Raw genomic sequence first — 15,213 nt, 5'->3', positions numbered from 1 at the left:
CGATTCCCCGCCAGCCACAGCCGACCGCCGATCACTACGCTTGAACCAGGATCTCGCCGCCAGCCACAGCCCTGCCGTCACCGGCCGCCGCCAGCCGCCGCAGCCGCAGCCGCAGCCGCCGGCAGCCTGCCGCTGACCGCGGACCGAATCGCTGACCGCCTACCTAACCGCCGGTCGCCCGCCGAACAGCTGACCGCTTACCGTGCCGCTGACCGCTGACCGCTGACCGTGCCGCTGACCGCCTGCCGAGCCGCTAGCCTCCTGCCGGCTAGTCACCGGCCGCTCGCCGGCTGCCGAGCCGCTGACCGCCGCCTCCCACTGACTGCCGCTGGCGGCTGGCCCCACGCAGACTGCCAGCCAGCCGCCCGCCACTTGCCAGCTGCCACCCGCCACTCGCCAGCTGCCGCCCCCGGCTTGCCAACTGCCGCCCGCCGCCCGCCGCCTCCCGACAAGGCGTAGGCCCATGACCCCCGACCCATCTCCACCGAAGATCAATCCCGACCAAGCAGGACAATAGGCGATCAAAAACGCTATTCGAAACGGCCAACCCCGACACCCTCTCCACCACGAAAACCTCAGGAGAATCGTTCTGAGAGAAGCGCCCCGAACCCCATTCACGTCCCGAAAAAGCACATCGGCGCGTCCCAGAACCGGAACGCGCCGAACACAACAACCCCGAAAGAGCCAAACCCCGGATTACTCCGAGCCCGCGCCATCCCGCCGCGCGCCCTCTTCCTCAACACCGATCATGCCCACTATCCGCTCAAGGTCATCCACGGTAGCGAACTCGATCGTGATCTTCCCTTTGTTGCGACCGATATCGACCTTCACCCGCGTGTCGAACCGGTCCGACAACCGCTCCGCCAGATCGTTCAGTGCCGGGGCGTGCACCTTCGCCCGCCGGGCCGGTGCCGTCTTCTTCACCGGCCCCTCAGCCACGGCGAGCTGAACAAGCTCCTCGGTGGCCCGCACAGAGAGCCCTTCGGCAACGATCCGTAGCGCGAGCTTCTCCTGGGCCTCACTGTCGTCCAGTCCGAGCAGCGCCCGAGCATGCCCCGCCGACAACACTCCCGCAGCAACCCGCCGCTGCACCGGCGCCGGCAGATTCATCAGCCTTATGGTGTTGGAGATCTGCGGCCGGCTACGCCCGATCCGGCGGGCCAGCTCCTCGTGCGTGGCACCGAACTCCTCGAGCAACTGCTGATACGCGGCAGCCTCTTCAAGAGGGTTCAGGTTCGCCCGGTGGATGTTCTCCAGCAGGGCGTCTCGGAGCATCGCGTCATCGGGCGTGTCCCGGACGATCGCGGGGATCGTGTCCTTGCCGACCGCCTGAGCAGCTCGCCACCGCCGCTCACCCATGACCAACTCGTATCGGCCATCGCCGATATCGCGCACCACGATCGGCTGAAGGAAGCCGACCTCCTGAATGGAGGTCTTGAGTTCCTCCAGCGCTTCCTCGTCGAACACGTGGCGCGGCTGTTTCGCGTTCGGCTCGATGGCACCGACCGGCAACTCGGCGAACCGGGCCCCCGGCACCGGCGCCAGTTCGGTCTCCGCGACGGCCGGCGGCGCCGAGACCGGCGCGGGCGGGGTCGCAGTGATCACAGCAGTCGCCGCCGGCGCTGAAGCCGCCGCCGGCTCGGGAACCGCCGCCTCGGTGGAGGCGGGCGCTGCTGCAGGTTCAGCAGCAGGCGCCGTGGGGATCAACGCACCTAGGCCGCGGCCCAGGCCACCCCGCGGACGGTTCTTCATGCCGTGCCTCCCGTGTTGACCCCACGCATAGCGATCTCCAGGGCGGCCTCGAAATAGCTGGTCGCACCCCGTGATCCCGGATCGTAGGTCATCACAGACTGGCCGTAGCTGGGAGCCTCCGAGACTCGCACGTTCCGGGGAATGACAGCGTTCAGAACCTTCGTCCCAAAGTGGTTGCGGACGTCCTGCTCGACGGCGTCGGCCAGCCGGGTCCGGCGGTCGTACATCGTCAGGAGGATCGTCGACACGTCCAGCGTCGGGTTCAGGTGCTGCCGTACCAGGTTGATGTTGTTGATCAGCTGGTTGAGGCCCTCCAGCGCGTAGTACTCACACTGAATCGGGATCAGCACCTCCTGCGCGGCGCACAGGGCGTTGACCGTGAGGAGACCCAGCGACGGCGGGCAGTCGATGAAGACGTAGTCGAACTTCTCCGGGTGCCCGGCGATCGCCCGGGCGAGCCGGGATTCACGAGCCACCACGGAGACGAGCTCGATCTCCGCACCGGCCAGATCGATGGTGGCCGGGACACAGAACAGGTTCGGAATGCCCTCGACCCCCTGTGCCACCTCAGCCAGCGGCACGTTGTCGATCAGGCAGTCGTAGACGTCCGGCACGCCGGCGTGGTGCGGCACGTTCAGACCGGTGGAGGCGTTGCCCTGCGGGTCGAGGTCCACCACCAGGACGCGGTTGCCGTGGAGGGCGAGAGCCACCGCCAGGTTCACCGTCGTGGTCGTCTTCCCGACGCCGCCCTTCTGGTTGGCGACGCAAATCACCCTCGGGTGGTCCGGGCGCGGCATGACGATCTCGCCGCTCGGGTTGAGGATCTGCACAGCTCGCAACGCTTCCATGGCAAGGGGCGGATCGTCCTCAACCCCGCCCGGCGTTTCACGTGAAACATGCTCGTCCGACTGAACGGGGACGCCAGGAATTGGCGCGCCGGGCGGCGGCGCGGCCGCAGTCGGCGGCACCACTGCCCCGGAAGCGGGCGAAATGCCATAGCCGTACTGACCCGGTGGGCCATATCCGCCTGCTCGAGGCAGCGGAACGTTTTGGTCGCCAGCGTGCGGTCCGCCCACGCTCACTCCCGACGGCCTGTCGAGAGGCGACTCGGTTTCACGTGAAACACCGTACTCATGCACCGCTTCATCCCTGTTGGCTAGGAACGGGTTGGCCGGCAGAACGTGGGCCCCGGCAACAGAAATCCGGTCCACACTATCGACGCCCAGCCAGCCTACGGGGGCCGGGCAGGTGTTGCCATGGTCCGAAGTCTGATGAATCGAGCACAAAGTCGTCGCTGCGCTGACCAAAGAACCTTGCGAGGAGCCTTCCCGGAAGACCATCGCCCCCGGCACGAGTCGCAACAACCCCCCGGCATCGCCGCCGGCTCGCTGCAACGCAGGCTTCAATTCCGATTTCGTACGGGGGACCGCCTCCCACAACCGCACCGACCCAGTCCCGCCACCCCCAGAATCATCGTGAGCCCGGAAAACATCAACACCCGCCGTCCGGGCCGACGCCACGACTTCGGGCGCCACAGTGCCGCTCAGACCCCTCAGATCACCGTTCCCGCGACCCGCCCAGCCGGACACGGCACCCTGAACCAAATCAACAACCGCGCCAGAGGACGGTCCCGCCGATTCCCGGAGCACCCCGTCCACCGCAGGCCAAACCAGAAAGCCGGACACAACCCGAGGCCCAGCACTCCATTCAGTTCCGGTCAGAGGCTCACTGTGCGAACCGGGTGACTGCGACCCACGGGTTTCCTCCGCCCCCAGCGGATTGCGCTCGACAGAACGGGACTGTGCGGGGTGCGACTTCCGAACGGCTCGTTTCCGTGCACCCCGCTTGCCCATCTATCGCCTCCGAGCCTTCCTTCGCCCATCACCGCGCGGATCCCCACCGCGCCCGCCACGCTCATCACGGTCCCCAGAAACGCGACCACCACGGTCCCCAGAAACGCGACCATCCCGGCTCCGCGAACCACGACCATCCCCGACCCGAGAACCCCGAACCGGCGCGACCTGACGTTCCTTGACCACGTCCACCACCGTCGCCGGCGGGTCGATCAATCCCTCACCGCAGAGCCGGACCGTCACCTCGCCGCCGCCCAGCGCGGACAGCGCCGCCCCGTGCTCGGCAACCTCCTCAGCCGCCGAGGCACCCTTGAGTGCCAGCAACCGCCCACCGACCTTGGCGAGCGGCAGACACCACCCGGCCAGCTTGTCCAAGGCCGCCACGGCACGGGCCGTGACGATGTCGGCCTCGATCCGGCCGGCCACCTCTTCCGCACGGCCGCGGATCACCGTGACGTTGTCCAGATCGAGAAGCTCGACCACCTCGTCAAGGAACGCGGTGCGCCGGGCCAGCGGCTCGACAAGCGTGATGACGAGATCCGGCCGTGCCACTGCCAGCACGATACCGGGCAAACCGGCACCAGAGCCGACGTCCACGACCGAAGCGCCGGACGGGATTATCTGCGACATAACACCGCAGTTGATGAGATGACGCTCCCAGAGCCGGGGCGTCTCCCGAGGCCCGATCAGGCCCCGGATCACTCCCTCGGTGGCGAGCAGCTCGGCATAGCGCCCCGCCAGCGCCAGACGATCGCCGAAGACCGCGGCGGCCGCCTCAGCGAACTGAGCCGGTGGCGAGGTGACAACTGAGGGCGGGAACGACGACGGCCCGGGCGATTCGAGGCCCGGGCCGAGGTCACCCGCGCCGTGGCGTGGGTCGGTCACGATCAGTCCGCCGCGCGCACCACGATGCGGCGGTTGGGCTCGACGCCCTCGGACTCGCTCTGCACGCCCGGGATCGCGTTGACCACGTCGTGCACGCACTTGCGCTCGAAGGCCGACATCGCTTCGAGTCGCACCGGGTCGCCGTGCTCCTTCACCTTCTCGACGGCGTTGCGGGCGACGGCGGCGAGCTCCTTGCGGCGAGCCGCGCGGTAGCCGCCGATGTCGAGCAGCAGCCGGCTCGGCGAACCGGTCGCCCGGAAGATCGCCAGACGGGTGAGCTCCTGGAGGGCCTCGAGCGTGGCGCCGCGCTGGCCGACGAGCGGCTGCAGCCGGCCACCGACCACCTCGACCATCGGCCGGCCGGCCGAGACCAGCTCGTCGATGTCACCGTCGTAGTCGAGGATGTCCAGCAGACCCTCGACGTAATCCGCAGCGATCTCGCTCTGACGGAACAGGTCGCTGTCCGAGGCGACGCTCTCCGACTTCTTCGTCTCGTCAGCCGCGGTCGGCGAGGCCTCCGCTTCGGTCGACTCGGCGGAAGGGGGAGTGCTGGTGTCGGTCACGGTCTCATCTCCGTTGTGTCCGATATTTCCCGCTGAGCGGGGAGGTCTGTGGCGAGATCAAGGGGAGCGCTCGGGCCCGGAAGCCCGGGCCCGAGCTGCGATCATCCCTTGGGTTTGGTCGCCGGGCGGGTGCCCTTCTTCGGATTCACCGGTTTGGCGCCGGGCTTCGGGGCGAGAGCCTTGGTGTCGACGACCGGGCTGACCGGCTCCGGAGCGGCCTTGCGGCCGAACAGGCCACCGGTACGGGCCGGCTGGACCGGGCTGTTGCTGGTGGAGCGGGAGCCGGAGGCCGCCGGGCGGGCCGTCGACGCGTTCTTGTTCAGCTGGACCGGCGGGAACTTCCGGAGCACCCACTGCTGCTGCGCGAGGGTGAACAGGTTGTTCGTCACCCAGTAGATGACCACACCGATCGGGAACAGCGCACCGGAGATGAGCAGCGAGAACGGGATGCCGTAGAGCATCAGGCGCTGGATCATCTTCTGCTGCGGGTCCTCGGCCCAGCCGGTCTTGAGGATCATCTGACGGCTGGTGAGGAACGTGGTCCCCATCATGATCAGGACCAGGATGCCGGCCAGCACCTTCACGGTGGTGCCGTCGGCGCCCACGGCCGCCAGCTCAGCGGCGCTCGAGCCGAACTTCGCGCTGATCGGGGCGTTGAACAGGTGCGCGTTCGCGGCGCTGTCGAACTGCTCCAGCGACCACCCGTACAGAAGCTTGTATTTCTCGGAGATCGACGGGTCCAGGTGCTGAAGGACGTGGAAGAGCCCGAAGAAGACGGGGATCTGCAGGAACATCGGAAGGCAACCCATCAGCGGGTTGGCCTTCTCCGTCCGGTACAGCTCCATCATTTCTTTCTGGAGCGTTTCCTTGTCGCCCTTGTGCTTGTCCTGCAGAGCCTTGACCTTCGGCTGCAGCGCCTGCATCGCCCGCTGGCTCTTGATCTGCTTGACGAAGACGGGGAACAGGATGATCCGCAGGGTCACGACCAGGAAGATGATCGCCAGGATCCAGGCCCAGTTGGTGCCGAGCACTCGGTCGTCGGGGATGCCGATGGCGTCCCACAGGGCATGCCAGCGCAGAAGGATCCACGAAATGGCGGTGTAGATCCAGTCGAGACTCAATCTAAGCTCCAGTCACATCGGCAGGACGGTGACGGATCCGCTCAGGCACCGGGTCGTACCCGCCAGGGTGGAAAGGGTGGCAGCGCAGGAGCCGCCAGATCGCCAGGCCCGTCCCTCGCACCGCGCCGTGCCGCGCCAGGGCCTCCTGGGCGTAAGCGCTGCACGAGGGGTAGAACCGACAGCGTGCCGGCAGCACCGGACTCAAGTATCGACGGTACGCGACGACCGCTGCGGTCAGGAGCCGGGCAGCGACGCTCATCGCGGCCGCCGGGGTTTGCGGGCTGCCGCGAGCGCCCCCTCCAGGTCCGCGGCGAGAGTGGCGAACGACGCCTCGGCGGCCGGCGGCAACGCCCGGACCACCAGGACCGTGCACTCCGGCAGATCGGCGAGAAGGGGCCGGACGAGGTGACGCAACCGGCGGCGGACCTTGTTACGGGTCACCGCGTTGCCCACTGCTTTGGATACGACGAAGCCGGCGCGCGCCGTAGAGGCGAACGCCGGCTCCTCGATAAGCAGATGAACGACCAGGGTCCCGCGGCCGGCACGACGGCCACCGCGAATCGCTGCGGCGAAGTCCGTGCTACGTCGCAGTCGCTGTGCCGCGGCCAGCACGGGTTACCTGAGCATTCGGGACTGCGTCAAACGGTCGGATCAGGCCGACAGCTTGTCGCGGCCCTTGGTCCGGCGGGACGACAGGATGGCGCGACCGGCACGGGTGCGCATGCGCAGCCGGAAGCCGTGGGTCTTGGCACGCCGGCGGTTGTTCGGCTGGTAGGTGCGCTTGCTCACGTCAGAACTCCGTCTTCGTACTACGTCCAGGGGGCATCGGGCTGCAAGACGCCACTTTAGCAGAACGCGGCGGAGCAACCGCCCAACCCTACGGAGAGGCCATCTCGGGGTCAACCATATCCTTGGTCGGCACGCCGACAGGCTGGGCCTGACAGCAGCCACCAGGTCTTTCCGCGCACAAAGTGAATCTTTTCCTGCAAACGTGCAGGGGCGGGCCCGGTCTGCGGTTGTAGTCCACCTGTCACCGCTGTTAGCGTGCGCGGTTGCTGGTCTCACCGGCCGTTCGCACACCGCGAAGCGGCGGCCAAAACCGGACAAGCAGGTGGATCGTTCGCCACGGTGAGCCTGTTTTCAGCCCGCGCCACTACAGGCTCCGGAAAATCTGCCGACCACTGAAGGCCGGGAGCGGCCACTGGCAACACCACAGGTTGTGGATAACCTGTGGATAGCCGGTGGCGCCGTGCGTGTTCAGCACCTTGACTGGACATGGTTGAGGGCCGAGCGGTGCCTGTACGGGGCGTCGTCAGCGTCCAGGCGGAAAGGCCGGATACAAGGTCCACCGGGGGTCGGTGGCGATGGGGGTGGCGCGGCGGTGGCCGATCAGGTCGACCTTGGTGAGGTGTGGAAGGCAACTCTGGGTGAGTTGTCCGACGAGATCGCCTCACCGCAGCAGCGCGCCTACCTTCAGCTGGTCCGTCTCCGGGCGATCGTCGAGGACACCGCTCTGTTGTCGGTTCCGGACGCGTTCACCCGGGACGTCATCGAGTCCCGGATGCGGGGAGCGATCACCGAGGTGCTGACCCGCCGGCTGAGCCGGCCGATACAGGTCGCGGTCACGGTGCGCCCGCCGGAGGACGGCTCGGGCATCCCCGGCACGGTTTACGGCACCCCGATCGACGCCGCTCCGACACAGCTGGAGCCGCAGCCACGTCATTACGCCGACCCGCCCCGATACGACGAGCCGGCCCGATACGACGATGCCGGCCCGTACCAGCCCGAGCTCCCCGGATATCCGGGGCAGCAACGTGCGCCGGAGCCGTACCCGACCGGGTCCGCGCAGCACTCGCGCAGCGTGCCCAGCGCGCGCGACGGCCAGGAGACGCTTTTCGCCGACCCGATGCCGCCGCAGTTGCCGCAGCCGCCGATGAACCGCCCGCAGGCTCGCCCGGTGGAGAAGGCCGCGGAGTCCCCGTCGCCGGCCGACTCGGGCATGCCGCGCGCCACATCCGACGCGGCGCAACGCCGGTCGGAGATGATGCCGCCGACCCGTGGTGACAACGGCCCCGGCCGGCCGCCGGTCGACCTGCGCGGTCCCGGCGCCTCACCGCGCCCCGGTGGCAACGACGGCAACCGTCTCAATCCGAAGTACATGTTCGAGACGTTCGTCATCGGTTCGTCCAACCGGTTCGCGCACGCCGCGGCGGTCGCCGTCGCGGAGTCGCCCGCGAAGGCGTACAACCCGCTGTTCATCTACGGCAGCTCCGGGCTGGGCAAGACGCATCTCCTGCACGCGATCGGCCACTACGCCACCACACTGGGCCACGCCCGCTCGGTGCGCTACGTGTCGACCGAGGAGTTCACCAACGATTTCATCAACAGCCTGCGGGACGACAAGACCCAGGCGTTCCAGCGGCGCTATCGCGACGTCGACATCCTGCTGATCGACGACATCCAGTTCCTGGAGAACCGCGAGCGGACCCAGGAGGAGTTCTTCCACACCTTCAACACGCTGCACAACGCGAACAAGCAGATCGTGATCAGCTCCGACCGCTCGCCGCGCCAGCTGGCCACGCTGGAGGACCGGATGCGGACCCGCTTCGAATGGGGCCTGCTCGCCGACATCCAGCCGCCGGATCTGGAGACGCGTATCGCGATTCTGCAGAAGAAGGCCGCGCAGGAGCGGATGTACGCCCCGGACGACGTCCTGGAGTTCATCGCCTCGCGCGTCTCTAACTCGATCCGGGAACTCGAGGGCGCCCTCATCCGGGTGACAGCGTTCGCCAGCCTCACCCGCTCGCCGGTTCAGCTTTCCCTGGCCGAGGAAGTCCTCCGCGACTTCATGCCGGACGGCGCCGGCCCGGAGATCACCGCTGACCAGATCATGGTCTCCACCGCGGACTACTTCGGCGTCTCCCTCGAAGACCTCCGCGGACACTCCCGCAGCCGGGTGCTCGTCAACGCCCGCCAGGTGGCCATGTACCTCTGCCGCGAGCTGACCGACCTCTCGCTGCCCCGCATCGGCCAGGCGTTCGGCGGCCGCGACCACACCACCGTCATGCACGCCGACCGCAAGATCCGCCAGCACATGGCCGAGCGCCGCTCGCTCTACAACCAGATCGCCGAGCTGACGAACCGCATCAAACAAAACACCTGACCCATCAGGTACGTGCCGATCCGGCCGGCCAACCGCACCACGGGGGCTGGACGGCCCGTCCGGCAGGGACCTCCGCGTCGGTCCGGCTCTCACCCGCCTTCCGGCGGGCCTGCCCACTCGCCATCCCCGCGGCGCCCGTTTCCCAACGGACCCACCGTCCAGGGCGCTTCCGCGATGCGCGCGAGGGTCGCGATGCGCGCCGGCCCGCTGACGCTGTTCTTCCGCGGCGTGGCTCTGTGCACAACCCACAATTCCCAGCTCAGCGCCCATCCCGCGCGAGTTGTCCACAGGCTGTGGTGCCGATCGTCCCTGTTGATCACCGCGTCTGGGGACAGTCACCGCGGTCGGCAGCGTCCGTACCGGTTACCCACAGGCCCCACGAACCACATTGGCCACATATACACAGGCCCTTGACCAGCGCCTATGGCAAAAGCGGTCGAGTTATCCACCGGTTATGCACCGGGTTCTCCACAAGTTATACCCAGATCATCGCAGCTCAGCGCACATATCGACGCTCATCGCAGTTAGTTTTCAGGGCTACCGAAACACGACTTGTCAACGTCGGAACGGGTCAGTTTCGTGCCAACGTTGTCCACACTAATCCACAGGCGTCCACAGGCTTTGTCCCCAACCGGTGGACGACGGCCGACACCGAAACCCACAGATGTGGACCGACCCTGTGGAAATCGATGTGGACAGACACTGTGCGTCACCAAACTAGTCAACCGTCTGTGGACGCCTGTGGATTTCCTGTTGAAGGTTCTGGGGACAACGTGACGGTTGCGTCCCCGCGTTATCCCCAGGGCAGGGGATAAACCCGGTGGACAACCTGGGGACAACCTGGGGACAGCGGTGGACAACCGCCCCTCAGGTCCACGACTGTGGACACAGACCGGGGTTTGTACCCTGGTTATCCACCTGTGAATCACCGGTGGATAACTCCCTGACCAGGGCGAACTCCGGTTCTCCACAGAATCCACAGCACCGATGAAGACGACTAGTTATCTCTTTAATAGAGAACAAAAAACAATCATCAGCGTTGTGGAAGGTGTGGATGAGCCGGATCCGGCTCTGAAGCCTCATCAGCTCGACTGCTCGGCACCGAGGGTCGGGCGCGCACGAAGACGACCCGAGCCATAGAGTTCAGTGGGGTCTACGCCCCCGTAAGAGGAAGCATCGCGGAGGACAGCATGAAGTTCCGGGTGGAGCGAGACGCGCTTGCCGACGCCGTGGCCTGGACAGCCAAGAGCCTGCCGAGCCGGCCGTCGGTTCCGGTGCTCGCCGGTGTCCTGCTGCGGGTCACGGACGGGCGGCTACAGGTCTCAGGATTCGACTACGAGGTCTCGAGCCAGGTGAGTGTCGAGGTTCAGGCGGACGCCGACGGCGCCGCGCTGGTCTCCGGCCGCCTGCTCGCTGAGATCACCAAGGCGCTGCCCGGCAAGCCGGTGGACATCGCCGCTGTCGGTGCGCATCTCGAGCTGGTCTGCGGCAGCGCCCGATTCACGCTTCCCACCATGCCGGTGGAGGACTACCCGACGCTTCCGGAGATGCCGTCCAGCACCGGCACCGTCGACGCCGCCACGTTCGCCTCAGCGGTCGCCCAGGTGGCCGTCGCGGCCGGCCGGGACGAGACGCTGCCGATGATGACCGGTGTGCGGATCGAGCTGAACGGCACGTCGATGGCGATGCTGGCGACCGACCGCTACCGGCTCGCGATGCGCGAGATCGAGTGGAACCCGGACGACCCGGAGATCAGCCTCAACGCTCTGGTCCCGGCGAAGACCCTCAACGACACCGCCAAGACGCTCGGCCCGCTCGGTGGCGCCGTCACCCTGGCTCTCGCGCAGGGCAGCGCCGGTGAGGGCATGATCGGTTTTGCCGGTGGCACCCGCCGCACCACGAGCCGCCTCCTGGACGGTGCGAACTACCCGCCGGTGCGGTCGCTCTTCCCCGCCTCGCACAACGCCGAGGCCCGGGTGGCCGTCTCCGCGCTGGTCGAGGTCGTCCGCCGCGTCGCGCTGGTCGCCGAGCGCACCACCCCGGTGCTGCTGAGCTTCAGCGAGGACGGTCTGGTGGTCGAGGCCGGTGGCACCGAGGAGGCCCGCGCGAGCGAGGCCATGGAGGCCGCCTTCACCGGTGAACCGCTGACGATCGGGTTCAACCCGCAGTACCTGATCGACGGTCTGCAGAACCTCGGCGCACCGACCGCCGTGCTCTCCTTCGTCGACGCCTTCAAGCCCGCTGTGATCTCCCCCGCTGCCGAAAGCGGCGAAATCATCTCGGGTTACCGCTATCTGATCATGCCGATCCGGGTGACTCGCTGATACTGGGCTTGAAGCAATCGCACATCTAGGGAGAACACCATGCAACTCGGCCTGATCGGTCTCGGCCGAATGGGTGGCAACATGCGGGAACGACTGCGTGCGGCAGGGCACGAAGTCGTCGGATTCGACCACCATCCGGACAAGCGCGACGTCGCCAGCCTGGCCGAGATGGTCGAGAAGCTCGCTGCGCCGCGTGTGATCTGGACCATGGTGCCCGCCGGCCAGATCACCGAAGACACCATCAACGAGCTCTCGGGGCTGCTCTCCGAGGGCGACATCATCATCGACGGTGGAAACTCGAAGTTCACCGACGACGGGCCGCGCGCGGAGCGGCTGAAGGCCAAGGGCATCCACTACCTCGACGTCGGCGTCTCCGGCGGCGTCTGGGGGATCACCAACGGGTACGCGCTGATGGTCGGCGGTGAGGCCGCCCAGGTCGAGCACTGCAAGCCGATCTTCGAGGCGCTCAAGCCGGCCGGTGAGTTCGGCTTCGCGCACGCCGGCACGCACGGTGCCGGCCACTACGCCAAGATGATCCACAACGGCATCGAGTACGGGATGATGCAGGCGTACGGCGAGGGTTACGAGATCCTCCTGGCGTCCGAGCTGGTCGACAACGTGCCGGCGGTCATCAAGAGCTGGCGCGAGGGCAGTGTCGTCAAGTCCTGGCTGCTCGACCTGCTGGACCGTGCGCTCGACGAGGACCCGACGCTGGCCAACCTCAAGGGCTACGTCGAGGACACCGGCGAGGGCCGCTGGACCGTCGACGAGGCCGTCCGCCTCGCCGTTCCCGCCCATGTCCTGGCCGCCTCGATCTTCACGCGTTTTGAGTCGCGCCAGGACGACTCGCCCGCGATGAAGGCCGTCGCCGCGCTGCGTCAGCAGTTCGGCGGCCACGCCGTCAAGCGCTGATCGATGCACGTACGCCGGGTCGAGCTCACCGACTTCCGTTCCTACGAGCGGGTGGCCGTGGATCTCGAACCCGGCGTGTCCGTGCTGGTCGGGCAGAACGGCATGGGCAAGACGAACCTCATCGAGGCTCTCGGCTACGTGGCCACCCTGGACAGCCATCGGGTGGCCACCGACGCGCCGCTCGTCCGGGCCGGCGCGACCTCGGCCGTGATCCGGTGCGCGATCGTCCACGATGGACGTGAGCTCCTCGTCGAGCTGGAGATCGTCCCCGGCAAGGCGAACCGCGCCCGCCTCAACCGCTCACCGGTCCGCCGTCCCCGCGAGGTGCTCGGCGCGCTGCGCATGGTGCTGTTCGCCCCCGAGGACCTGGAGCTGGTCCGCGGTGACCCGTCCGAGCGCCGCCGCTACCTCGACGACCTGCTCGTCGCCCGCCAGCCCCGCTACGCCGGGGTGCGCGCCGACTACGACCGGGTGGTGAAACAGCGCAACGCCCTGCTGCGGACCGCGTACCTGACCCGCAAGGTCGGCGGCTCGCGGGGCCAGGACCTGTCCACGCTCGCCGTCTGGGATCAGCACCTGGCTCATCACGGCGCCGAGCTGCTGGCCGGCCGGCTGGAGCTCGCCGCGGCGCTCGGGCCGCACCTGACCAAGGCCTACGACGCGGTGGCGGCCGGGCGGGCGTCGGCGTCGATCGCGTACGCGTCACGGCTCGGCGAATCACTCACGGCCGACCGGCCCACGCTGCAGCAGGCGCTGCTCGCCTCGCTGGAGGAGCGCCGTACCGCGGAGATCGAGCGGGGCACCACCCTGGTCGGACCGCACCGCGACGACCTCTCGCTGAACCTCGGCGACCTGCCGGCGAAGGGATACGCGAGCCACGGCGAGTCGTGGTCGTTCGCGCTGGCGCTCCGGCTGGCCGCCTACGACCTGCTGCGATCGGACGGGATCGAGCCGGTGCTGGTCCTCGACGACGTCTTCGCCGAGCTCGACTCCGGTCGCCGTGAACGTCTCGCCGCGCTCGTCTCCGACGCCGCGCAGCTGTTGGTGACCTGCGCCGTTCCGGAGGACGTGCCGGCGTCGCTGCGGGGCGCCCGCTACGACGTGACGATCGGGGGGGTGAACCGTGCCGACTGACCAGGAACGGTCATCCTGGCCCGACGAAGAGTGGCCGGAAGAGGAGTGGCCCGAAGAGCCGGACGTGCCCTACGAGCCCCCTCAGCTCTTCGGTGGGGCTCTGGGTGATCTCCGGGGTGGGTCGGGTGCGGGTCCGCGTGCCGCGGGGCGCTCCAGGGCGGCTCAGGGCGATCCGCGGAGCGGCGCGGCTTCCGAGCCACGGATGACTCCGGCCCGGCGGCCCGCTGCGGACCGGCCGGCCTCCGCTCCGCCCGGGAATGCACAGCCTGTGGACAACGCCGGGAGCGACGCCGGAGCCGGGCCGCACGGCACAGGGCCGGGGGCCGGCAGGCCGGACGGGGAGCCGCAGGGCAAGGGGCCGGAGAGCGAAGAGCTGGCCGGACCGGAACTGGCGCGCGCTGTCCTGGACGCGGCGCTGGCCCGGCGGCGGGAGGCGGCGAGCAAACCCCGCAAGCGCCGGACCGGCAGTGGCGAGCGGCGGCTGCGCGGATACTCCGGGCCGGGACCCGATCCGCGCGACCCGCAGCTCTTCGGCGACATGCTGGAACGGCTGATGAAGGCCCGGGGCTGGGAGAAACCGAAGGCCGAGGCCACCGTCTTCGGCTCGTGGGAGAAGGTCGTCGGCCCGGACATCGCCTCGCACAGCCGTCCGGTGAAGCTGGAGAACGGCGTGCTCACCGTCGAGGCGGAGTCCACGGCCTGGGCCACCCAGCTGCGCATGCTCGCCGCGAGGCTGCTGCGCCAGATCGCCGGCGAAGTGGGCAACAACGTCGTCACGAAGCTGAACATCCACGGTCCCGCGGCGCCCTCCTGGAGCCGTGGCCCCCGCCGGGTGCAGGGCCGCGGACCGCGCGACACCTACGGCTGACGCCCGACACGGAACCCGGGACGGGCCGCGTGCGTCGGAGTTGCATGATCTTGCGTCGGATTCTGGTTCTGTTGCTCTTGGTGATCGGGCCCGTGCCGTTCGCGGCGGAGGCGGCTTGGGCGTGTTCGTGTGCCGACGGCGGGCTCGCGGATGCCGAGCTGGCATTCGACGGGGTGGTCCGTTCCGTGCAAAGCCGGGGCGGTGAGGAGCGGGTGAAGTTCGCCGTCGGCACGGTTCTGAAGGGCGCGGCGGGCGCCGAGGTGACACTGACCACTTGGGACAACGAGGCGTCCTGTGGATATCAATTCGACGAGGGCCGGCGGTACCGGGTCTACTCCGTGGCCGGGACCACGTCGCTGTGCAGCGGAAACGAGTTGCTGGCCGGCGCACCCGCCACAGAAGCCGGCGCACCCGCCACAGGAGCCGGCCCAGGCGCGACAGGAGCCGAGCCGGCCGCAACCGGAGCCGGCCTGGCCGCGCCGGAAGCCGGCGAGGACCAGACCGGCACCGATCGGGCCGGGGTGTTCTGGATCGCTCTCGGGATGGTCGCGCTCTTCGTCGGTTTCGGGGTGACGATGCTGGTGCGGTACCCGAGGCGGCTCACCGGGACCGGGGACTGAGCGAAAAGGGAGCCCGGC

At 68.4% G+C, this 15,213-nt stretch carries 14 protein-coding genes; 6 read left to right on the top strand and 8 right to left on the bottom strand.

Annotation, left to right across the window (positions count from 1 at the left end):
* Positions 1-696: 696 nt before the first annotated feature.
* The 8 genes from AB0F72_RS02915 to rpmH all read right to left on the bottom strand — a co-directional run bounded on the left by AB0F72_RS02915 (position 697) and on the right by rpmH (position 6,963).
* On the bottom strand, positions 697-1,752 hold the full coding sequence (locus tag AB0F72_RS02915) for a ParB/RepB/Spo0J family partition protein (RefSeq protein ID WP_360424136.1): 1,056 nt from the start codon (positions 1,750-1,752) through the stop codon (positions 697-699).
* A complete protein-coding gene (locus AB0F72_RS02910; protein ID WP_360424133.1) occupies positions 1,749-3,158 on the bottom strand; it encodes a ParA family protein in 1,410 nt (469 codons plus the stop codon). Before AB0F72_RS02910 ends, AB0F72_RS02915 begins: the two co-directional genes overlap by 4 nt.
* 447 nt (positions 3,159-3,605) lie before the next feature.
* Positions 3,606-4,352, bottom strand: coding sequence for a 16S rRNA (guanine(527)-N(7))-methyltransferase RsmG (rsmG, locus tag AB0F72_RS02905; protein ID WP_360425036.1), 747 nt, complete (start codon positions 4,350-4,352; stop codon positions 3,606-3,608).
* Between the two features lie 140 nt (positions 4,353-4,492).
* Complete coding sequence (locus tag AB0F72_RS02900; RefSeq protein WP_360424130.1) at positions 4,493-5,053, bottom strand: R3H domain-containing nucleic acid-binding protein; 561 nt, start codon at positions 5,051-5,053, stop codon at positions 4,493-4,495.
* A gap of 101 nt (positions 5,054-5,154) precedes the next feature.
* Complete coding sequence (gene yidC, locus AB0F72_RS02895) at positions 5,155-6,174, bottom strand: membrane protein insertase YidC (protein WP_360424127.1); 1,020 nt, start codon at positions 6,172-6,174, stop codon at positions 5,155-5,157.
* Position 6,175: 1 nt separating this feature from the next.
* Complete coding sequence (gene yidD / locus AB0F72_RS02890; protein ID WP_360424123.1) at positions 6,176-6,433, bottom strand: membrane protein insertion efficiency factor YidD; 258 nt, start codon at positions 6,431-6,433, stop codon at positions 6,176-6,178.
* Positions 6,430-6,786, bottom strand: a complete 357-nt coding sequence (gene rnpA, locus AB0F72_RS02885; protein ID WP_360424120.1) for a ribonuclease P protein component — start codon at positions 6,784-6,786, stop codon at positions 6,430-6,432. The genes yidD and rnpA overlap by 4 nt, the downstream gene beginning before the upstream one ends.
* A 39-nt stretch (positions 6,787-6,825) precedes the next feature.
* Positions 6,826-6,963 carry a 50S ribosomal protein L34 gene (rpmH, locus tag AB0F72_RS02880; RefSeq protein ID WP_111650962.1) on the bottom strand — a complete coding sequence of 46 codons (138 nt, stop codon included), beginning with the start codon at positions 6,961-6,963 and terminating at the stop codon, positions 6,826-6,828.
* Positions 6,964-7,555: 592 nt separating this feature from the next.
* On the opposite strand from rpmH, the gene dnaA reads away from it, so the two are divergent.
* The 6 genes from dnaA to AB0F72_RS02850 all read left to right on the top strand — a co-directional run bounded on the left by dnaA (position 7,556) and on the right by AB0F72_RS02850 (position 15,195).
* Entirely contained in the window at positions 7,556-9,337 is a 1,782-nt protein-coding gene (dnaA, locus tag AB0F72_RS02875; RefSeq protein ID WP_360424117.1) for a chromosomal replication initiator protein DnaA, read from the top strand.
* Between the two features lie 1,190 nt (positions 9,338-10,527).
* On the top strand, positions 10,528-11,661 hold the full coding sequence (dnaN, locus tag AB0F72_RS02870) for a DNA polymerase III subunit beta (RefSeq protein WP_360424114.1): 1,134 nt from the start codon (positions 10,528-10,530) through the stop codon (positions 11,659-11,661).
* A 39-nt stretch (positions 11,662-11,700) separates the two neighbouring features.
* Positions 11,701-12,573, top strand: coding sequence for a phosphogluconate dehydrogenase (NAD(+)-dependent, decarboxylating) (gene gnd, locus AB0F72_RS02865; protein ID WP_014440123.1), 873 nt, complete (start codon positions 11,701-11,703; stop codon positions 12,571-12,573).
* A 3-nt stretch (positions 12,574-12,576) separates the two neighbouring features.
* Positions 12,577-13,707, top strand: coding sequence for a DNA replication/repair protein RecF (recF, locus tag AB0F72_RS02860; protein WP_360424109.1), 1,131 nt, complete (start codon positions 12,577-12,579; stop codon positions 13,705-13,707).
* Positions 13,708-13,975: 268 nt separating this feature from the next.
* Positions 13,976-14,575 carry a DciA family protein gene (locus AB0F72_RS02855; protein ID WP_360424106.1) on the top strand — a complete coding sequence of 200 codons (600 nt, stop codon included), beginning with the start codon at positions 13,976-13,978 and terminating at the stop codon, positions 14,573-14,575.
* A 71-nt stretch (positions 14,576-14,646) separates the two neighbouring features.
* Positions 14,647-15,195 (top strand): hypothetical protein, encoded by a 549-nt coding sequence (locus AB0F72_RS02850; RefSeq protein WP_360424103.1) that lies wholly within the window; start codon positions 14,647-14,649, stop codon positions 15,193-15,195.
* The last annotated feature ends 18 nt before the right edge of the window (positions 15,196-15,213 follow it).

This window comes from Actinoplanes sp. NPDC023936, from assembly GCF_040639325.1.
In the GTDB taxonomy this organism is placed as follows: Bacteria; Actinomycetota; Actinomycetes; order Mycobacteriales; family Micromonosporaceae; genus Actinoplanes.
This window is presented reverse-complemented; position numbering and strand designations above follow the sequence as displayed.